Source organism: Hirschia litorea, from assembly GCF_042665075.1.
In the GTDB taxonomy this organism is placed as follows: Bacteria; Pseudomonadota; Alphaproteobacteria; order Caulobacterales; family Hyphomonadaceae; genus Hirschia; species Hirschia litorea.
The window spans coordinates 583925-603362 of record NZ_JBHTBR010000005.1 but is presented as its reverse complement, the minus strand read 5'-3'; the positions used below and the strand labels follow the sequence as shown (position 1 = coordinate 603362).

Below are 19438 nucleotides of genomic sequence, written 5' to 3'. Positions count from 1 at the left end.
TTGGTGACGCATTTATGAGGAAAACATTAGAAATTTAGCTTCTTAATTCAGCTTTTGTCCCTTTTGCCACGGCGGCAACAATTGTCTTAGAAACACTTTCGATATCAGCGTCTTTTAATTGAGTATCTCTTGGCTGCAAGGTGACTTCGATTGCAACCGATTTTTTACCTTCGGGCATGCCTGTGCCTTCATAAACATCAAACACGCGGCATGCTGTGATGAGTTTTTTATCGGCTGCACCGGCGATACGAGCGATATCACCTGCTGGCGTGTCCACATCCGCAAGGAATGCAAAATCACGCCGGATAGGGGTGAAGTCTGCTTTTTCAAGACGTTGTTTGGTTTTCCCACCTTTAGACTTTACCAAAGGTAATGCTTCAAGATAAATTTCAAAGCCGATCATGGGGCCATCGACATCTAGTTTCTTAAGAACAGCAGGGTGAAGCTGACCAAAGGTTCCGATGACATTTTTAGGACCAAGGCGAAGGCTGGCTGATCTACCTGGGTGCCAGTGGTCGCCTACTGGTGCACCGATTTGGAAACGCTCACCTGGTTGATCAAGCGATGTCAGAACAGCGAATAAATCTGCTTTTGCCGCAAATACATCATAAGGCTCGTTTGCACCTGACCAATGACGGGCAGGGCGAGGTTTTACAAGTGCTGTTACAGCGGTACGTTGGTCTTTGGGGCCATCACCAAGATAAACGGGTCCAACTTCAAACAGTCGAACTTCCTCGGCACCATGATCGACATTGCGCTGAATTGCTTGGGCAAGATTAGCCAACGCGGACGGGCGCATATAGTTTAAATCATTGGCAATTGGGTTATCGACAACGAGTGCATCATTATCGCCGCCGCCAAAAGATTTAGCGACTTCACGGTCCATGAATGACCAGCTCACGCCCTCAAGGAAACCACGTGCAGCAAGCACGCGACGCGATGAACGCACACGGTTTTGTAGCGGTGTGACCACTTGTTTAGCGGCACCAGCTTCACGTGGCAGGCTGTCAGTTGGAAGGGCATCGAAGCCTTCAATGCGAATAAGTTCTTCGACAATGTCGGCAGATTGGAAAACGTCTCTACGGAAACCTGGAACTGTAATTTTCCAGACGGCATCATCGAGTTTTGCTTTAGCATCGACACCAAAACCAAGCGTTGCGAGAATATCTTTCATACGCTGCGCGCTCATATCTACACCTGTTAGGCGTTTCATATCGCGTGGTTTGAAGTCGACGGGGGCTTGTGCAGCAGGCTCTTCGCCGCCAATGGCAATGTCGGATGCTTCCCCGCCACAAGCTTCAAGGATGAGTTGTGTGGCAAGGTCGAGACCCTCACGGCATGAGTTTGGATCAATCCCGCGTTCATTGCGATAGCGCGCATCTGACACAATGCCGGTTGTGCGGCCAGTACGCGCTGTACGAAGAGGATCGAATATCGCAGCTTCAAGGAAAATATTGACTGTATCAGGAGAAGACGCCGTGCCTGCGCCGCCCATTACACCACCAATACCAACAGGGCCATTATCATCTGCAATGACGCACATGTCTGAGGTTAGCTCATAGGTGTTTTCATCTAATGCTTCGAGTTTTTCACCAGATTTAGCAAGGCGTGCTACGATGTTTCCAGAGAGTTTGTCAGCATCATAGGCATGGAGCGGACGGCAACGGTCAAATGAGACATAGTTGGTGACGTCTACCAGCATGTTTTTAGGGTTGATACCAATAGCTTTAAGGCGCGCTTGCATCCAATCTGGCGATGGACCGTTTTTTACACCTTTGATTAAGCGACCCATGAAGACAGGACATGCTTGAGTATCTTCTGAGGTAACTTTAATCGGACACGGGAAGCTGCCTTTAACTTCTGGCACTTCTGGAATTTTCACCTTGCCTAGACCTGCGGCTGCAAGGTCACGTGCGATGCCTGTGACGCCAAGCCAGTCTGGGCGATTGGGGGTTACTTCAAAATCGATGACAGCATCGTTTAATCCAAGTACTTCTGCGATAGGTGTACCGACTGGGAAATCGCCTTCGATTTCCATGATGCCATCACTCTCCGTACCGATTTCAAGCTCTGTGGCGGAACACATCATGCCGGAACTTTCAACACCGCGAAGTTTACGGGGCTTTTTATCCAAAGCAAAATCAAGTCCGGGAATGTAAGCGCCTAAAGGGGCGTAAACTGCTGTTATGCCTGTGCGCGCATTGGGAGCCCCGCATACGATTTGCTTGGTGCCGTCTTTTGTTTCAACGGTACACACACGTAATTTATCAGCGTCTGGGTGTTGCTCGGCTTTGCTTACTTTCGCAGTTGTGAAAGCGGCAAGCTTTTCGGCAGGGTTTTCAACTTCTTCAACTTCCAGACCCGCGAGGATCATGGCTTCGACAATGCCATTTAGATCGGCGTCTGTGTCGAGATAATCTTTAAGCCAAGATACTGAAAATTTCATCGGTTTCGTCTTTTCTAGGTAGAGGAGTCTTTAAATTGTTGCGAATGGAAGCTTTAGAACAATCCATCTTTATACTGAGGGCATTCATTGATCGGCTGAGGATGTGTGCGTTGTCCTGAGCGCGATGTCCAGCATCGATCGAGTGTGGAGCAATAACAAACTTCCATCGCCCAATCACCCGTGCTGGCATAGGCGCGATCAATCGTTTCACGTGGCAATACAAGCGAGCGCCATGAGAGGGTGAGGGCATCTTTGCCTACGCCCGGGGCGAGCACGCGGCCTGTTAGTTGTTTGAACTGTATGTCCACACCACTTGGTAGGAGCGCGTTTAGCTCTTCATACCCAGTTAGAGCGGTATCACCTTGATAGAGGCGCGCTGAGTGGATGAAGGCAGGGCCGACACCCGCGTTTTCAACGGTCCAGCCAAGTTGTAGTCCATGCCCGTTTTCGTGTGTGTTCACCGGATCAATCTGAATTGCAGGGAACACAGAGGCATGTTGCTCTATGTGCATGGTCTTGGCTTGGTCCCAAGCAATGTAGACAGCCGCAGCAGACGTTACCAACGCACCCACGGCGATGACAACTTCCATAGCTGAGAATGATTCTTTACTCATTTTTCCGGCTCGATTTCTGCTCGCTTGGTTTGGTTTTTTAGAATGTATCCGATTGCAATTAATGCTACGGCTAAACCAAAATCGTTCAACGTGAATACAATGAAACGGACATTTCCTGCTTCATCAATTTGGAAAAAACTAAATGGAAGCAAGACAAAGCCAAGAGCGAAGAAAATGCAGCTGATTGTTTTAGCCATTCCAATTCTCCAAGCTTAGCTCAAGCCACCCGTTAGCGTTGGCAACAACCAAGGCTTGAAGCCATAGTTTGAAATCCAGTCTGCATCTGCTTCAAAATAAGGACGTAGGTCTGGCATACCGTATTTAAGCATGGCCAAACGGTCGATACCCATACCAAAAGCAAAGCCCTGATATTCGTCTGGGTCGAGGCCGCAATTGCGCAATACATTCGGGTGCACCATGCCAGAGCCAAGAATTTCCAGCCAGCTATCACCTTGTCCGACTTTGATACTGTCGCCAGAACGATCACAGCGCACATCCATTTCAGCCGATGGTTCGGTGAATGGGAAAAAATGTGGGCGGAAACGCGTTTCGGCATTGTCCACTTCAAAGAATGCTTCAAGGAAATCAGTCAGACATTGTTTGAGGTGACCCATGTTTGTGGTCTTGTCGATAACAAGACCTTCCACTTGGTGGAACATTGGTGTGTGTGTTGCATCCCAGTCTTTGCGGTATACGCGGCCCGGAATAATCACGCGGATAGGTGGCTTTTGGCTCATCATTGTCCGGATTTGTACGGGTGATGTGTGTGTACGAAGGACTTTGCGATTGCCATCGCTATCTGGTGCCATGAAGAATGTATCATGATCTTCGCGGGCCGGATGACCTTCAGGGAAGTTTAGCGCTGTGAAATTGTGGAAGTCATCCTCAATGTCTGGCCCTTCAGCGACAGCAAAACCCATATCGCCAAAAATCGCAGCAACTTCTTCAAATACCTGCATGACAGGGTGAAGTGCGCCAACGGGTTCAGGACGAGGCGGTAGGGACATATCTAGCGTTTCAGCGGCGAGTTGCGCATTTAGCGCTTCTGTTTCCAGAATCTCTTTGCGAGACGTGATGAGATCACCCAGACGCGTTTTTAAACCATTTAACTTCGGGCCAGCGACTTGGCGCTCTTCAGGGCTCATCTTTCCAAGCTCGCGCATCAATAAGGATACACGGCCTTTCTTGCCAAGTTCTGCAACGCGCAATTCTTCAAGTGCAGCTTCGTTGGCAGTCGCGTTGATTGCGGCTGAGATTTCAGTTTCAAGAGCGTCGAGATTGTCGAGCGTGGCCGTCATCGGGCAGGCACCTCATAGTCGGATTAAAGATAGAGCAAATAGCTCTAAGAACATGTTGGCTTGTGGATTAGCGGATTATTTGTTGGGCGTGAAGCTTATGCTTAAAGAAATTCCTGATAACTGAGAAACATACTCGTTTTAAACATGTGGGAGAATGAGATTTAATGCCGCAAAAGCCCAAAGAAACTGACCTTTATCTGCCGATCAAATCTTTTCTTGAAGGGCAAGGATATGAGGTGAAAGCCGAGATTGGCGCGGTGGATGTTGTGGCAATTCGCGGGGAAGAGCCGCCTGTTTTGGTAGAGTTGAAACTAAACTTTAATCTCGCACTCTTGCATCAAGGCGTGGCGCGACAAGCAATAAGCGATGATGTGTATTTGGTGATACCGCGCGGGAGCGGCAAAGCATTTCAAACAGCGATGAAGGGGCATTTGTCATTATGTCGGCGTTTGGGACTCGGGTTGGTGACGGTGCGTCTAAAAGATGAACTCGTTGAAGTGCATTGTGATCCTGCGCCCTATCAACCACGAAAATCCAAAGTGAGGCAGGGGCGATTACTTAAAGAATTCGCGCGGCGTGTGGGTGATCCCAATCAAGGCGGGCAGACGCGGGTAGGGCTGATCACAGCCTATCGCCAAGATGCAATCTTGTGCGCAAAATTTTTACAAGCCGAAGGCCCAAGCAAAGGCGCAGTCGTCGCCAAAGCCACAGGCGTTGAGCGCGCAACGCGCTTAATGGCGGATGACCATTATGGCTGGTTTGAGCGCGTAGAGAAGGGGATATATGGCCTTACACTTAATGGTGTTGAGGGGGTGAAGGGGGGGTAGAAAATGAACTTAAGCATCCATCTTGGTTGCAATCCACGCGGGTTGTTTTAAAGAAACTTGTACGAACTTATTGGTATGTTTGTTGTTTTTTATGGCAATCAGGAATGCTGCGAAGCGATGATTTCCGTCTAACAAACTGTAGCCGTCGGTTATTTTCTCAAGAATGATTGGTTTGGGAAAAATTGGTTTTGTTTCAAAATATTGAAGGACTGAATCGATCCTGTGTTTGGAGCCATAACCGTTCCCCAACACTAACTGTATGGTTTCGACGTCCTCTTGCATTATGTTAATGTCGAGTAGCTCTATTTCTTGAAGGTTCCATCTCAAATTTTGTAGGTACTGAATGCTTTTGATTTTTTTTTGAAGATATTTCCAGTCATTCAGAGGAGATGGAGGCCACCCTTTTTTCTCAATCTCAGAACGTAACCAAATATCCATTACGTCTGCGGGGAAATTTGGAAGGTCAAGACACGCTTGTGTGTAGTTGTTAGTCAATTCAAAATAATCCACATGAGAGCTGTAAAGTTATCAGTATATGGATTCTCTAAAACGGAAAACGCGCCAATCAAAAGACTAGCGCGTTCTTTGAATTCTTCAATGTGTCGCTAATTAAGCGATAGCTGCCATTGCTTTGTCGAAGACTGCTTTGAATGCTGCAGGCTCTTTGATTGCAAGGTCAGAAAGAACTTTACGGTCAATCTGGATACCAGCTTTTGTGATACCGTTGATGAAAGTTGAGTAGTTTGTGTTCGGGTCGATTTCACGAACAGCAGCGTTGATACGCTGGATCCAAAGCGAACGGAAAGCACGCTTTTTAACTTTACGGCCAACATAAGCGTATTGGCCTGCCTTCATTACGGCAGATTGAGCTGTACGGAAGGTGGATTTACGGCGACCGTAATAACCTTTTGCAGCTTTAAGTACTTTTTTGTGGCGAGCATGTGCTGGGACTTTACCGCGTGCGCGTGCCATGGGCTTCTCCTAAAAATTCGGTGTAATTATAATTGATGCAAAAGGCTTAGAGGCCGTATGGAAGGAATGCCTTCACTTTACGTGCTTCGTTTGACGCCATGACAGTTGTTCCGCGAAGTTGACGGATTTGCTTAGGTGTACGCTTGATCATGCCGTGACGCTTACCAGCTTGGCCTGATTTTACTTTACCTGTTGCAGTCAATTTAAAGCGCTTTTTTACACCGCTTTTAGTTTTCAACTTTGGCATTTTCATCTCCTAATAGGTCTGCGTGAAATTTACATCTCACATGGACTTGAGTTCTGACTAACAAGGCATGCCTATTGGCCCAGCTAGTACGCGAAGGCGGACTTATACGCAGACGGAGGAAATAATCAAGCGAAAAGAATCACATCCGCGTAATATTTAGCTGTTTAGGCGACGTGATTTAAGAGTGCTCTACGCATAAAAAAGGCGACTGAATAATCAATCGCCTTAGGTCGTATATTTATCGTCTTCTTAGTTTAAATTGTTGGGCAAGCTGAGTTGATTGCTGAACGTAGGAAGAAACCAAATTTCCAAAGGTTTTCCATGTCAGACAAACGCTGCCAATCTGCATTTTCTGAAGGCTTGATCCAAACGTCTACAGGAGTAGGCACTTTGGTCTTTGCACAAACACTGGCTTGTTTTTCACCATCAATTTTGAAGCTAGCGCCCAATTGCATGTTAATATCCAATTGGTCTGCGCCGTCCATTTGGGACAGGTTCACAAAGTCAGAGCGAGTCTGAGCGGCTTCAGAACTCAGGGCTGGTTGTACAGCGAGCATGAATGCGTTTTCTTGTGAAACGCTTACTGGTAGTGCCTGTGACGCGGCGTTCGCTGAGGCATAATCAATCATAATAGGTGATGAGTTTGCTTTGCGAGTTCCAAAGTCGGCGCTGAAGCGGATAGACCAATCAGAAGATGGACGAACACCTTCGGGTGCCACGATTAATACGCGACCTGTTTCAAAATCAAATCCTGATAAAAAGTCCTGCACATCGTTTGCTTGGGCTGTTTGGTTGGACATGCCTAAAGTAGCAAATCCAGCAGCAAGCATTGATACGGCGACAGTTTTAAGGTTCTTCAGCATAGTGGACGTTTCCTGGGTCTTTATTCTCTATTCATTCTGACTAATGCATTTTTGAGTAGCTAGGTCTGAAAAAATGAGGGGTTCATATTTGCATAACAGCGTTGCAAGAACTGATCCAGCTTTAAATTATTTTTTTTCAGAAAAAATTAATCTCTTGTTAACCAATGTCTTAATTTGGCACAAATTGACCTAAAAATGAGGGAATACGGACGTTTTTCGTCACTTTAGTGATGCAAACTTGGTTCGTTCGATAGATTTTATCGACTGAAATAAATGCAATTTTTGTGTTTGGGCGGTCAAAAAACCACGCAAAACAGTGATGAGCGGCGTTTGAGTGTCATGTAGAGACAGGTTTTCGCGTCAGATTAAAACGCTGGTTCAGCCACAATAGACTTTTGTGATAATCGCTGTTTCATCAATTTCGATATTGATGCGGTCAGGACGAAAATCACGTGTAACGGGGGTGTTCACTCCAATCACACGTACATTCTGGCTTGCTGGCATTGTGACGGCAGCGATACTTTTGCCGATAAGCATTTTTAGTGGGTCAGCGCCACATGTATCTTTTTGTGTGCCATTTACGGTGTTCTGCTCTGTGCCTGCTTCGGGAGAGGTCGCAGACTGCTGCCCTTCTGAGCTGTGTGTGGTGGCATCCTGCGTTGAGTGCGCTTCATGCGAGCTTGATGGTTGCTGTGTTGCACATGCGCCAAGCATCGCAACACTTACCAAAACAGTGCCTATTCCGAAGATAAAGCGGCCACCGCTCAATCGTTTCAAATTATGTCGCATCTAACTTAACCCCGTTTGAGTGAAATGCTTGATTTTCTGAACATGCGCGATGGCTGATCTTTATGTTGCGAATTAACGCGGTGAAAGCACCATAGTCATTTGGCGGCCTTCAAGCTTTGGTTCTGCTTCAACTTTAGATTCTTCAGCGAAGTCATCTTTTACACGTTGAAGGAGTTCCATACCTAATTGTTGGTGCGCCATCTCACGACCACGGAAGCGCAAAGTCACTTTGACTTTATCTCCGTCTTCAAAGAAGCGTGTCATTGCGCGCTTTTTGACTTCGTAATCGTGGGTATCAATGTTTGGACGCATCTTGATTTCTTTAAGATCCGCAGCCTTCTGCTTTTTCTTTGCAGCGGCGCGTTTCTTTTGTTCTTCGAAGCGGACTTTTCCGTAATCAAGGATCTTCACCACTGTCGGCTGTGATCCACCTGATACTTCAACGAGGTCCAAGCCAGCTTCCCGGGCCGCATCAAGCGCAGAACTAAGAGGCATCTCACCTTGCTTTTCACCGTTTTCATCAATGAGTAGAACGCGGGGGGCAGTGATGTCTTGGTTGACGTTTGGGCCGGTTTTCTTTGCAGGCGCTGCTGCTTGTGGACGACGTGCTATGGCTATTCTCCTGTAGTTGCCAATCTTTAACAAATATCCATTGGCCTATTCTTGGTTATCTTTCAAGATAGGAAAATGAATATCCAAGCCGATCATAGCACATTCAGCGCTAAAATGGAGCGCCATATGTCATCTGGGCTTAAAAAGTCTACAACTGCTGCATTATTGACAATAATATTGCCACCGCGAGGCGCATATTGACTTAACCGAGTTTCATTATCCCAGACGCTCGTAAATGGGTCGGTTTGCACCTCTGAACCTGCTTGACGAAAAATAGCAACACCAGCCAAACCAACGCTAGCGGTGAGGTAGGTTGGTCCTGTGTCGCCGCCGACGAAAAATTCGGCGTGTTGTGCCAAGGCGACCATTTGGAAAAAATCTGCGCGTGAAATGAGGTTTTTAGCTTCCTCACATTCATTGACAATCTTTTGGGCTGTCTGGCCTTGCGTGGGGTTACCAATGATGACGGGAATGAGATCCGCTTCGTGAATTTTGCGACAGAGTGCTCCAAATTTCTTTGGAGACCAACCATCTTCTGAGCCGTCAATCGGACCGCCGGGTATGACTAAGGCGAAACGCCCATATAAATTAAAGAAAGCGGGATCCAATCGCGGAGAGTTTCTAAAAGCGGCGCGTATCCAACTATAGTCTAATTCGGGGCGTTCGTTTTCATCCCACCGTTTTAAAGCCCCACCATCAATGGCAGTTATGCCGGCGCAAAACAATTGATCGGCCATTCGGCGTGTATAATGTTCGTTTGGTGAAAAACTTTGATAGGGGTGGGACGCACCTTTTTGACTGCTTGAATTGAGCTTGATGTTCAATGATTTTGCAATCGCATGACTATTGGCGTCATTTTGAAAATCATAGACCATTTCATATTTGGCGGCTTTGAGTTTCTTTAAAGCAAAATCGCGCGTGCGCTCCTCAGGTGCTTCAACATCATTGAAATAGGGGCATGCTTTTCCAAATTCGAGGAAGCGCGCTTCGGTTAGTAAAGTGATATGTGCCGAGCGGTGGGTGCGCCGCACATAGGCGCTGGCCGCCATGCCTTCCAAGAAAGTGCGCATGGGGCCGAACTGAATGACGAGAACACGACGCAGCTTATCCCCCGGATTTTCGGGAGGCATAAAGTCTACATTTGTATCTTGCATCATTTTATCTGCCCCACCAGATCGTCGTTTTTATTGCGCTCCAAGACATCAACATAAACACCTAAAGTAGCGTTTTGAAGATTATGTTTTGAATAGTTGGCTCGAATATGGGCACCAGCGCAATGCCCCATAGCATCGCGATCTGTTTTCGACATGTAAAGTAGTGTTCTTAAGGCAGATGCAAATTCACCCACATCATGTGGTTTTATACGTAGCCCTGTCTTACCCTGAATGACAGTTTCACGTTGTCCGCCAAGGTCTGATACAATTGTCGGTTTTTCTAATGCGCCGGCTTCGGCGGCAACACGACCAAAGGCTTCAGGTTCTTGAGACGGAGCCAGTACAATATCTGAAACGCTAAAAGCAGCCGCCATATCAGAGCAATGACCGACGAGTTTAATTTGGTTTTGTAGGCTGGCTTCATTTATGAGGGTGTGAAGACTTTGAGTGTAATCACTTCTGCCCTGATCATCCCCTGCAAGGATGAGAGTCCAGTCTTTTTCGTCGTTTTTTGCCAGTTGAATTAGCGCTTCAATGGCCTGCCTTTGGCCTTTCCATGCAGTTAGTCGCCCGGGAAGAAGCAGGATTGGTTTTTTAGGTGTCTTACCATCAAACCATGCTTTCAAGATCGCGTCTTTACGGTCTTGGCTTATCATTGAGGGTTGGAACGCTTCTAAATCAACACCGCGCGGAATGGTGATAATTTTATTGGCCGCGTCCGGATAGGTTAAGGCGACGTGCTCTGCGATATAAGATGAGTTTGCAATTACGCAGTCTCCGCGTGCCATGACAGAGTTATACCAATGCTTTGCAGCTGATTTGGCATTGTAGGCACCGTGATATGTGGTCACGAAGGGCGTGTGTGTTTGTCCACATGCCCAATATGCGCTCCAAGCGGGGGCGCGTGAACGGGCGTGGACAAGATCAATTTTCTCACTTTTGATGAGGCTTTTTAGCCAGAACATATTTTGAATAAGTTTGACTGGGTTTTTGGACGGTAATGAGGCGCGGGAAAAGAGTTCGCCGCCAACATCCCGCAATTCGTCTTCAAGTCGTCCGCCAGAACTGGCAACAAGCGCACGCGCCCCCGCCTTCACCAAAGCTTCTGCAACTTCGATTGTGGTGCGTTCGGCTCCTCCGGCAGCAAGATCGGGTATGACTTGCAAAATAGTTTTTCCTGCAAGGTCGACATTCGCTGTTTTAGGGATTGTCGACGCACCATTATTGTGTAGATCGGTATTCATAAAGGTGCTCTCATTCGTGAACGCATGTTTTGATAAGTATGCAAATCGCTTGGACAATTTTTGTATATAAACTAGATCAGACCGAACACCTATATAGGATACAAATCGCGGAGTACCCAATGTCTTTTGCTTCAACTGAATTTATTGAATCTCCTGCGGGCAAGATCGCTTATCGGCGTACACTTGGAAATGCCGATAAAGTGGGGTTGGTTTGGTGTGGTGGTTTGCGCTCTGATATGATGGGCGGCAAAGCGACGGAATTACATCAAGCCGCGATTGAAGCTGATCACTCCTTTTTGCGATTTGACTATACGGGGCATGGTGAAAGCGATGTTCCATTTGCGCAAACAACGATTGCGGATTGGAAACGAGATGCCATTTTTGCAATAGATGAACTTACAAATGGTCCTCTTATTTTGGTTGGTTCCTCTATGGGCGGGTGGACGTCTTTATTGTCAGCAATGGCGCGTCCCGACCGAATTAAGGGAATGGTATTGATTGCGCCAGCACCAGATTTTACCGAAAAATTGATGTGGAAAGAGTTCACGTCTGAGCAGCGTCGCCAAGTAGAAGAAGAAGGTTTTTGGATGCGTCCATCTCCCTATGAAGGGGATTATCCGATTACGAAGGATCTTCTTGATGCAGGGCGCGCATTGCAGATTATGGATGCACCGATTGATTTAGGTGAAATTCCGGTACGTATTATTCAGGGGATGCGCGATGATGCTGTACCTTGGACGCATGCCCAAGAGCTTATGAATGTGATTACTTCAGAAGATGTGCATTTCCACATGGTGAAGGATGGAGACCACCGCATGTCTCGGCCTCAAGATATAGCACTTATTAAAGAGACTGTTTTTGACATAGCGAGAAAGCTTGGAGGCTAAACGCGGTTTTCTGATTGCTCTGCTTCCAAAATTGCGGGGAGACCTTGTTTATAGCTGGGGTATTTGGGAAGCCAACCGAGCTCTGATTTAATGCGGGCATTGGAAATGCGTTTGCATTCTGTATAGAAGCGCTGCGCCTTTTGGGGCAGATTTGCATCTTCAATCAAAACTTTGGGCGGCGGTTCTATGCCTAGCAAATGGGCACCATAGGTAATGATGTCCTGTGGTGGTGAGGGCAAATCGTCTGCAACATTATAGATGCGTCCGCGATTTGGCTTGGCGATTGAGCGAGCTAAAATATCAGCTATATCTTCCACATGTGCGCGGGAAAATATCTGACCTTCACGGATGATGCGACGTGATTTGCCCGTTCTTAGGCGATCAAAAGTGGAGCGGCCCGGCCCATATATGCCCGGAAGTCGAAATATGTGTGCGCCTAAATCTTGCCATTGTGTTTCAGCAATAGCGCGCTTTTTTGCTTCTTCGCTTAACGGATTGATGGGGGTTTCCTCAAAAGCCCAACCACCGCCCAAATCACCGTATACGCCGGTAGAAGATAGATATCCTATCCATGTTTCGGGGGCGAAATGATCTTTAAACTGGGCATAAACAGGACAGCCTGTGTCAGTTGGCGGAACCGAAATGAGTACAGCATCAGGGCGGTTTAGGGTGAAATCGGGTGCCGGCCATGGGGTGAGACGGACTGTTTTGTTTTCAGGACAAAATTTCGTTTCGGGTGTGCGATTTGTGCCAATTATTTCCCAATTCGAAATCGAAACGTTTCTTGCCAAACTTTTAGCAGTGTAGCCATATCCAAAACACATTAAGGATTTAACAGTCATGTCATTTGTACCTTTGGGATTGAGCGTTTAAAGATAGCGTAAGATCTTGCTTTAGGAGTAAGCCGCTATGATCGCTCTCGTCCAGTCTAGTCTGGTATCAGTTTTTATGATGCTAGATGCCTCCTCGCAATATGCCGCTGAAGAAGTTCAACGATTAGAGGCTTGTCTCGAAAAGTTGGAAACATCTCCCGAAGATGCCTATGAGGATGGTTTGGCGTGGATGGCCGAGACAAACCGCGCACGTGCGAGACATTGTACGGCACTTGCATTGATTGAGCTTGGAAAGATTGAAGAGGGCGCGGCGCGTCTGGAAGATCTGGCAAACGCGCCGGATGGCGGATCAATCGGAGATCGTGCTGTGTATTTGGCACAATCTGGAAATGCTTGGTTGCTTGCACATAGGTATGAAGCGGCAGAGCTGACGCTCACTAATGCAATTCGCTTATCTCCTGAAGATCATGAGCTATATAAAGACCGCGCACGTGCACGTGTGATGTTGAAAAACTGGTTTGGCGTGGATTCAGATGTAAGCGAGGCGCTGCGTTTGAAGGCGAACGATATTGAAGCGTTGAAAATACGTATTCAGGCGCGTATCGAGTTGGGTGAACTGCAATTAGCCCACCAAGACGTTCAAGTGGCGATGGCGTTAGCGCCTAAAGATATAGATGTTTTAGTGTTGAGGGGCGATGTTAGAGAGGCCCAACGCAAAGAAGCAGCGCGCAATCGCTAATAGGCTTTAAGACCCTGTAAGAATAAAAAAAACGGCGACCTGAAAAGGCCGCCGTTTTCTTTGTGTAAAGCGATGTTGCTACTTATTGGCGGTCAACACCAATGAGAGACACCTCAAACATAAGGTCAGCTTTGGCGGGTATCACGGGTGGACGACCAGCTTCGCCGTAAGCCAGATCATATGGGATATACATTAGCCAATGGTCGCCTGGTTTCATAAGTTGAAGACCTTCAACCCAACCTGGGATTAATCGACCAGCTGGAAATTGTGCTGACTCACCACGTTGGAAAGATGAGTCGAACATTTTTCCATCAACAGCTAAACGCCCTTCATAGTGCACATCAACCATGTCTTGTGGACGTGGGCTTACACCATCAGCATCTCCAGCTTCGAGTACGATGTACTCTAATCCGCTTCCTGTTTTTACAACGTCATCAGAATCTGTTGGCCATGTTGCATATTTCGCCCATGCTTCAGTATCTGACTTTGGTGTAACGAGTACATCTTGAAGAGCGAGCATAAACATAAGGTCTGCATTGGGTGGAATAGCACCGCCCGCGCCTTGCTCACCATATCCTAGCTCAGATGGGATATATAGCATCCACTCATCACCTGGACGCATAAGTTGAAGCGCTTCAACCCAACCTGGAATGAGCTGTCCAGCAGGGAAAGTCGCTGGTTCACCACGGTCGTATGAAGAGTCAAATTTCTTGCCGTTTTCAGCCAAACGTCCGTCATAATGTGCAACAACTTGGTCTGTTGGTGTCGGGTGAACACCAGATTCATCGCCAGACTTTAGAACAATATATTGCAAGCCACTGTCTGTTGTTTTGACATCGGAAGAGTCTTTTGGCCAGTTTGCGTATTTCGCCCATACAGTTTCATCAACGGCAATTGGTTTTGGACCTTCGATGACTTCTTCTAGGGATACGCGGAAAACAAGGTCAGCATTCGGCGGAATATCACCACCAGCGCCGTGTTCGCCATAGCCAAGTTCAGAAGGAATAAAGAGCATCCATTCATCACCAGCGCGCATAAGTTGAAGTGCTTCAACCCAACCCGGGATCAAGCCGCCAGCTGGGAAAGTTGCAGGTGCGCCGCGATCATATGAAGAATCAAACTTTTTACCATCTTCAGCCAAGCGCCCATCATAATGTACAACAACTTGATCTGTCGGGATCGGGTTAACACCGCCCTCATCGCCAGATTTGAGGACGATATATTGTAGTCCACTCTCTGTTTTTACGATGTCGGAACGGCTTGCATCCCATGGAAGAGTAGTTGCGAATGGATCGGTCAAAGAAATCTCCGGTGGTTTAGTGTCAGAACATGCAGCCACTAAACTTAGGGCAAACAAACTCATCAAAATATTTTTCAGCATGAACATTCTTTCCTGCTGGTTGCGGATAACAGGGGTCCTATCACTCAATTCACGAAGAAAAAAGTGTTTGATTATCCATGTTGAAGGATAGGAACCCGTCTAATTAATTATGATTGCGCGGTGGGAAGCCTGCACGTGACAGTGAATCCACGATATCCTGTGTGTGCTGTGCATCGCGGGTTTCGATGAGAATATCAAATTCAGCACCCTTTGCAGGAACATCCAGTGCAATACGGTTGTGCGCAACTTCAATAATGTTTGCGCCGCCATCTCCAATTATGCGTGATACTTCTGCCAAGAGGCCCGGATTATCTCCACCGACAATTCGAATGCTTGAAAGGCGTTTTTCACGCACAAGTGAGCGGGTTAAAACGGATGCTAGCAGACGTGTATCAATGTTCCCGCCACAGACGACTAGCCCGACGCGGCGTCCGGCGAATTTACTTGGATAGGCCAGAAGTGCGGCAAGGCCTGCTGCTCCAGCGCCTTCTGCGACTGTTTTTTCAACCGTTGTTAATAGTGTGATTGCGCGCTCAAGGTGCTCTTCTTCAACAAGCACAACTTCTTCCATTAACTCTCGACAAATATCGGCGCCCAGTTGACCAACCTTTTTTACTGCAATCCCTTCAGCAATGGTTGCGCCGCCAACTTTAGCTTCTTCGCCGCGCATTTCGGCGGTGAGGGAAGGGTACATGCTTGGCTCAACACCAACAATTTTGATGTTGGGGTTGATGTGTTTTGCCGCGACAGCCATTCCGCCGATCAAACCAGCGCCGCCTACAGGAACGATAAGGTATTCAAGGTCTGGCTGTTGTTCCAGCATCTCGATCGCGATTGTGCCTTGTCCCGCTACAACTTTGGTGTCGTCATATGGGTGGATGAAGGTTAGACCTTCTTTCTTCTCTAACTCGCGTGCATAAGCATCTGACTCTGTCAGCATGTCACCGTGAAGGATGACACGTGCACCATAGTTTCGTGTGTGCTCTACCTTCACAAAAGGAGTAGATTTCGGCATTACGATTGTTGCTGGAATGCCTAAGCGTTGGGCGTGATAAGCGACACCTTGTGCATGGTTTCCCGCTGACATTGCAACAACACCAGCTTTCTTTTCAGCGTCTGTAAGACTCTTCAATTTGTTCAGTGCGCCGCGTTCTTTAAAGGCTGCGGTGAATTGAAGGTTTTCGAATTTAATCCAAATTTCCGCGCCAGTAATAGAAGAAAGAGTACGTGACATACGCATAGGCGTATATTCCACTTCTCCCTTTAATTCCTCAGCGGCGGCAAGTATGTCAGCATACGTTATGGATTTAGGTTCGGTCACTTAAATAAGTCCTGCTATGAAAATTTTGCAGGACACTAGGCGCGCTTTTTAGAGACAGCAACATCAAGTCAGGACAGAATTGTCTGTTTTTTTAGTTCAGGGAAGAATAATCACTCATATGTGGAGCAGTAATCCCTAAAATTAGATATATCTTGCGAATATTATCGAGAATTGGACTCGCTCATACCGCGCCATATATCCATGCGACGCATTGCTTTTGCAGGCCAAGAGCGAACACATCCCAAAGGAAGACTTTCGACAATAGACCGTACTTCATATTGCAAGCTTCTTGAATATGTCGCGAGATTTGAAGAGCCTATAAAGCCGGGGCCAGCCATGCGGGTTTGTGTAGCTAGACTTTGTTTGAACTGATATTCGCCTCCGCCCAGATCTAATTGCTCATATCCGGATTCAGCCATAGCCTTTAAAGTCTCTGTAAAGAGAATGAGGCCAGGGGAGTAGGTTTCGTAATCACGAGAATAGCCGACAAACCAAGCATGTAAAATCTTGTCCAGTTTCAGTGCGTAAAGCGCTGCAACAAGCTGTCCGTCCGCTTTTAATGTAAACAGTTCGCCACCAAAACCATTGTCAGAGACATCAAATGAGTCTGATATGACCTGATTGATCCACGGCTTTGACATAATATCAATTGAACCAGTTCGTCTCCACTGGTCCCGTTTCCAATCCATCAAAGTTTTAAAATCATCTTTGTTATGCGTGAAGGCAGAAAACTCTACATTTGTACATTCGGCCTTCATTTTTTTGTATTTTTTGCGGACACGTTTTAAGACGCTAGAGCCAGCTGCGCGGCGGTTCTCGACATAGGCATCCCAGCCATTGGAGACGTCCACAACCATCCCTAAATCTTGAGTTTTTATGTGAGGTGCACAACAAGGATGTGCATCTGTCAGCCCTGTAAAATCAATACGTTTGACTTTAAGTTCGTCCAACGCGAGTCGGGCATCCAATTGTACGTCATCACGAGCAATCAAACTCTGATAGTCGCAAATTGGACCACCAAGAGGAAGGGCAGTGTGACCGGTTGAACGTTGTACGGGGAGAAAGCCAACTGGTTGATCGTCTTTACGAAAGACGACTACAGTTGAATCTGGGCGTGATCGGCCAACGAGTTTAGCCCAACCTGGTGAGAGATAGGGGCTACGAAAGGCAGGCACATCGCGTAGTATCGCATTCCAAGCACTTAGCTCGTCAACGCTCAAATCACTTGGCGATACGCAATTCACTTTCATCGCTAATGGCCCAGTTCTATACCACATGCACAAATATACTCTGTTTGCTTTGGAGATATCCCCATTCAGGAAACAGTGTACGCGAATAATGTAAGTATAGCATTTAAGAAGGTGTCGAATTTTTACCTTACAACTAACCCTTCAGTTACCCTATCTATAGGGTCGTGTTCGGCTACGAAGTGACCTTTCGTAACTTCATGTAAAAGAGGTCGATATTGATCTGGGCCGGTTTCGCTTAATCGAGATTTCATAAAGCGTAGTCCTGCTTTCGGGTCGAGCGGGGAAGGTAGATCACCCGATAACAGCACATGTTTGCGTTGTTTTTCTGACTTTGGATCAGGTTGTGGTACGGCTTCAATTAAGGCTTTAGTGTAAGGATGTTTTGCCTTGTTGAATATCCGCTCAACAGAGGCCAGCTCTACAACGCGACCAAGATATAGAACCATAACGCGATGGGAGATTTCCCTCACGACTGAGAGATCATGACTTATGAAGAGCATGGACATGCCAAATTCATTCTGCAAATCAATAAGCAAATCAATAATTTGAGATTGCACGGAAACGTCTAATGCTGAGACGGCCTCGTCACATACCAATAATTGTGGTTTGAGGATCATAGCTCGCGCTATACCCACGCGTTGGTTTTGTCCGCCTGATAATTCGTGTGGGTAACGATTGATCATATTCGCTTCGAGACCAACGCGTTCCATCATTTCGCGTGTCGCATTTTCTCGTTCTTCACCACTCATTTCAGGTCGAAAAACAGAGAAAGGTTCAGCGATAGACTGCCCTATTGTCATACGAGGGTTTAAGCTTGCGACAGGGTCTTGAAAGACTATTTGCAGATCTTTTCGATGTTCACGAAATTCACTCTGACTATCTTTAAGAATGTCTCTACCAAGAAAACTAACGCCGCCCTTATGCGGGTCAATCAATCTAAGAATTGCGCGGGACAGGGTAGATTTACCGCAGCCACTTTCTCCAACAATACCCAGTGTTTCCCCAGGTTTAAGGGAGAAGGATACTTCATCAACTGCGCGTAATTTCTGCTTTTTCTTAAACAATCCGCCTGTTCCGGCAACTGGAAAAGATACGCCAAGATTGCGAACTTGAAGGTTGGGTTTAGTGGCGTCATCTACACTGATTTTGTTGCCTCTTCCCTTGCTATCAAGCCGAGGCATGGCATCCAGTAGCATTTTTGTATATTCATGCTTGGGCGCAGAAAATATGTCATCCACTGTTGCGGTTTCAACAGCTTCACCTTTGCGCATAACCACGACATCACTACACATGCGTGCCACCACACCCATATCATGCGTGATAAGTACTAGGCCGGCGTTTGTCTCTTTTATGAGATCGTTCATAAGCTCTAGCACTTGTGCTTGCACAGTAACATCCAGAGCTGTGGTCGGTTCGTCTGCAAGTAGGAGGCTGGGTTCGCATAACATAGCCGTTGCGATCATGACCCGCTGACGCATTCCGCCAGATAATTCATGGGGGTATTGCAATAATCGACGAGATGCTTCGGGAATGCGGACCTTTTCGAGCCATTCCATACAGGCATTGTTTGCTGCTTGCCCTTTTATACCTTTATGCCGTGCGAGAACTTCCCGCATTTGCGCTCCAATGGTCATGTGAGGGGTTAGGGCGGTGAGCGGGTCTTGAAATATCATTGCGATTTTAGAACCGCGAATAGTATTTAGCTTTTTAGCAGGTAGTTCGAGTAAGTCTTTGTCTTCAAACAGTATTTTTCCAGTCACATTGGCATTTTGCGCAAGTAAACCCAATGCAGCCAAAACTGTTTGGCTTTTACCAGAACCACTTTCACCTACGAGACCTAGGCATTGGCCAGCTTGCACTTGAAAGTTAAGGTTTTTTACGGCCTCGACTTGAGCATCAGGAGTATCAAAAGTGACGTTTAAAGCTTGAACATCGAGTAGAGGGGAGGAGATATTTAGCAA

The 19438-nt window shown here is 46.9% G+C and carries 20 protein-coding genes; 3 read left to right on the top strand and 17 right to left on the bottom strand.

From position 1 onward, the window contains the following. Positions 1 to 34: 34 nt before the first annotated feature. From pheT to pheS, 4 genes are read right to left on the bottom strand one after another with little or no spacing between them, the layout of a single operon-like run. Positions 35 to 2446 (bottom strand): phenylalanine--tRNA ligase subunit beta, encoded by a 2412-nt coding sequence (gene pheT, locus ACFQS8_RS11525; protein ID WP_382167529.1) that lies wholly within the window; start codon positions 2444 to 2446, stop codon positions 35 to 37. A gap of 53 nt (positions 2447 to 2499) precedes the next feature. After that, a complete protein-coding gene (locus ACFQS8_RS11520; protein ID WP_382167527.1) occupies positions 2500 to 3060 on the bottom strand; it encodes a hypothetical protein in 561 nt (186 codons plus the stop codon). After that, entirely contained in the window at positions 3057 to 3257 is a 201-nt protein-coding gene (locus ACFQS8_RS11515; RefSeq protein ID WP_382167525.1) for a hypothetical protein, read from the bottom strand. Before ACFQS8_RS11515 ends, ACFQS8_RS11520 begins: the two co-directional genes overlap by 4 nt. A gap of 15 nt (positions 3258 to 3272) precedes the next feature. After that, positions 3273 to 4358 carry a phenylalanine--tRNA ligase subunit alpha gene (gene pheS / locus ACFQS8_RS11510; RefSeq protein ID WP_382167523.1) on the bottom strand — a complete coding sequence of 362 codons (1086 nt, stop codon included), beginning with the start codon at positions 4356 to 4358 and terminating at the stop codon, positions 3273 to 3275. Between the two features lie 164 nt (positions 4359 to 4522). Between pheS and ACFQS8_RS11505 the strand changes: the two genes are divergently transcribed. Continuing rightward, complete coding sequence (locus ACFQS8_RS11505; protein WP_382167521.1) at positions 4523 to 5185, top strand: DUF2161 domain-containing phosphodiesterase; 663 nt, start codon at positions 4523 to 4525, stop codon at positions 5183 to 5185. Between the two features lie 9 nt (positions 5186 to 5194). On the opposite strand, the gene ACFQS8_RS11500 is transcribed toward ACFQS8_RS11505, so the two are convergent. From ACFQS8_RS11500 to ACFQS8_RS11465, 8 genes are all read right to left on the bottom strand, one after another. After that, positions 5195 to 5695: a hypothetical protein gene (locus ACFQS8_RS11500; protein WP_382167519.1), complete on the bottom strand. Its 501-nt coding sequence runs from the start codon at positions 5693 to 5695 to the stop codon at positions 5195 to 5197. A 99-nt stretch (positions 5696 to 5794) separates the two neighbouring features. Then, positions 5795 to 6157 carry a 50S ribosomal protein L20 gene (gene rplT / locus ACFQS8_RS11495; protein WP_382167517.1) on the bottom strand — a complete coding sequence of 121 codons (363 nt, stop codon included), beginning with the start codon at positions 6155 to 6157 and terminating at the stop codon, positions 5795 to 5797. Between the two features lie 46 nt (positions 6158 to 6203). Next, positions 6204 to 6404 carry a 50S ribosomal protein L35 gene (gene rpmI, locus ACFQS8_RS11490; RefSeq protein WP_382167515.1) on the bottom strand — a complete coding sequence of 67 codons (201 nt, stop codon included), beginning with the start codon at positions 6402 to 6404 and terminating at the stop codon, positions 6204 to 6206. A 254-nt stretch (positions 6405 to 6658) separates the two neighbouring features. Beyond that, complete coding sequence (locus ACFQS8_RS11485) at positions 6659 to 7267, bottom strand: hypothetical protein (RefSeq protein ID WP_382167513.1); 609 nt, start codon at positions 7265 to 7267, stop codon at positions 6659 to 6661. Between the two features lie 378 nt (positions 7268 to 7645). After that, positions 7646 to 8056, bottom strand: coding sequence for an I78 family peptidase inhibitor (locus ACFQS8_RS11480; RefSeq protein ID WP_382167511.1), 411 nt, complete (start codon positions 8054 to 8056; stop codon positions 7646 to 7648). Between the two features lie 72 nt (positions 8057 to 8128). Beyond that, complete coding sequence (gene infC / locus ACFQS8_RS11475; protein WP_382168608.1) at positions 8129 to 8668, bottom strand: translation initiation factor IF-3; 540 nt, start codon at positions 8666 to 8668, stop codon at positions 8129 to 8131. 92 nt (positions 8669 to 8760) lie between these two features. Further along, on the bottom strand, positions 8761 to 9825 hold the full coding sequence (locus ACFQS8_RS11470; RefSeq protein WP_382167509.1) for a glycosyltransferase family 9 protein: 1065 nt from the start codon (positions 9823 to 9825) through the stop codon (positions 8761 to 8763). Further along, on the bottom strand, positions 9822 to 11066 hold the full coding sequence (locus ACFQS8_RS11465) for a glycosyltransferase family 4 protein (RefSeq protein WP_382167507.1): 1245 nt from the start codon (positions 11064 to 11066) through the stop codon (positions 9822 to 9824). The genes ACFQS8_RS11470 and ACFQS8_RS11465 overlap by 4 nt, the downstream gene beginning before the upstream one ends. A 119-nt stretch (positions 11067 to 11185) precedes the next feature. Between ACFQS8_RS11465 and ACFQS8_RS11460 the strand changes: the two genes are divergently transcribed. Further along, a complete protein-coding gene (locus ACFQS8_RS11460; RefSeq protein ID WP_382167505.1) occupies positions 11186 to 11953 on the top strand; it encodes an alpha/beta hydrolase in 768 nt (255 codons plus the stop codon). Here ACFQS8_RS11460 and ACFQS8_RS11455 read toward each other — a convergent pair. After that, complete coding sequence (locus ACFQS8_RS11455; protein WP_382167503.1) at positions 11950 to 12795, bottom strand: SDR family oxidoreductase; 846 nt, start codon at positions 12793 to 12795, stop codon at positions 11950 to 11952. The genes ACFQS8_RS11460 and ACFQS8_RS11455 overlap by 4 nt on opposite strands. Positions 12796 to 12862: 67 nt before the next feature. On the opposite strand from ACFQS8_RS11455, the gene ACFQS8_RS11450 reads away from it, so the two are divergent. Further along, positions 12863 to 13525 carry a tetratricopeptide repeat protein gene (locus ACFQS8_RS11450; RefSeq protein WP_382167501.1) on the top strand — a complete coding sequence of 221 codons (663 nt, stop codon included), beginning with the start codon at positions 12863 to 12865 and terminating at the stop codon, positions 13523 to 13525. An 82-nt stretch (positions 13526 to 13607) separates the two neighbouring features. Here the strand turns inward: ACFQS8_RS11450 and ACFQS8_RS11445 are convergent, their stop codons facing one another. The 4 genes from ACFQS8_RS11445 to ACFQS8_RS11430 form a co-directional block, all read right to left on the bottom strand. Then, entirely contained in the window at positions 13608 to 14906 is a 1299-nt protein-coding gene (locus ACFQS8_RS11445) for an FKBP-type peptidyl-prolyl cis-trans isomerase (RefSeq protein WP_382167499.1), read from the bottom strand. Positions 14907 to 15009: 103 nt separating this feature from the next. Beyond that, complete coding sequence (locus ACFQS8_RS11440; protein ID WP_382167497.1) at positions 15010 to 16227, bottom strand: threonine ammonia-lyase; 1218 nt, start codon at positions 16225 to 16227, stop codon at positions 15010 to 15012. Between the two features lie 161 nt (positions 16228 to 16388). Next, on the bottom strand, positions 16389 to 17504 hold the full coding sequence (locus ACFQS8_RS11435; protein WP_382167495.1) for a GNAT family N-acetyltransferase: 1116 nt from the start codon (positions 17502 to 17504) through the stop codon (positions 16389 to 16391). Positions 17505 to 17599: 95 nt separating this feature from the next. After that, positions 17600 to 19438: an ABC transporter ATP-binding protein gene (locus tag ACFQS8_RS11430; protein WP_382167493.1), complete on the bottom strand. Its 1839-nt coding sequence runs from the start codon at positions 19436 to 19438 to the stop codon at positions 17600 to 17602.

Coding starts and splice junctions, on each gene's coding strand:
- pheT (WP_382167529.1), bottom strand. CDS start 2,446: ATGAAATTTTCAGTATCTTGGCTTAAAGATTATCTCGACACAGACGCC.
- ACFQS8_RS11520 (WP_382167527.1), bottom strand. CDS start 3,060: ATGAGTAAAGAATCATTCTCAGCTATGGAAGTTGTCATCGCCGTGGGT.
- ACFQS8_RS11515 (WP_382167525.1), bottom strand. CDS start 3,257: ATGGCTAAAACAATCAGCTGCATTTTCTTCGCTCTTGGCTTTGTCTTG.
- pheS (WP_382167523.1), bottom strand. CDS start 4,358: ATGACGGCCACGCTCGACAATCTCGACGCTCTTGAAACTGAAATCTCA.
- ACFQS8_RS11505 (WP_382167521.1), top strand. CDS start 4,523: ATGCCGCAAAAGCCCAAAGAAACTGACCTTTATCTGCCGATCAAATCT.
- rplT (WP_382167517.1), bottom strand. CDS start 6,157: ATGGCACGCGCACGCGGTAAAGTCCCAGCACATGCTCGCCACAAAAAA.
- rpmI (WP_382167515.1), bottom strand. CDS start 6,404: ATGCCAAAGTTGAAAACTAAAAGCGGTGTAAAAAAGCGCTTTAAATTG.
- ACFQS8_RS11485 (WP_382167513.1), bottom strand. CDS start 7,267: ATGCTGAAGAACCTTAAAACTGTCGCCGTATCAATGCTTGCTGCTGGA.
- ACFQS8_RS11480 (WP_382167511.1), bottom strand. CDS start 8,056: ATGCGACATAATTTGAAACGATTGAGCGGTGGCCGCTTTATCTTCGGA.
- ACFQS8_RS11470 (WP_382167509.1), bottom strand. CDS start 9,825: ATGATGCAAGATACAAATGTAGACTTTATGCCTCCCGAAAATCCGGGG.
- ACFQS8_RS11465 (WP_382167507.1), bottom strand. CDS start 11,066: ATGAATACCGATCTACACAATAATGGTGCGTCGACAATCCCTAAAACA.
- ACFQS8_RS11460 (WP_382167505.1), top strand. CDS start 11,186: ATGTCTTTTGCTTCAACTGAATTTATTGAATCTCCTGCGGGCAAGATC.
- ACFQS8_RS11455 (WP_382167503.1), bottom strand. CDS start 12,795: ATGACTGTTAAATCCTTAATGTGTTTTGGATATGGCTACACTGCTAAA.
- ACFQS8_RS11450 (WP_382167501.1), top strand. CDS start 12,863: ATGATCGCTCTCGTCCAGTCTAGTCTGGTATCAGTTTTTATGATGCTA.
- ACFQS8_RS11445 (WP_382167499.1), bottom strand. CDS start 14,906: ATGCTGAAAAATATTTTGATGAGTTTGTTTGCCCTAAGTTTAGTGGCT.
- ACFQS8_RS11435 (WP_382167495.1), bottom strand. CDS start 17,504: ATGTGGTATAGAACTGGGCCATTAGCGATGAAAGTGAATTGCGTATCG.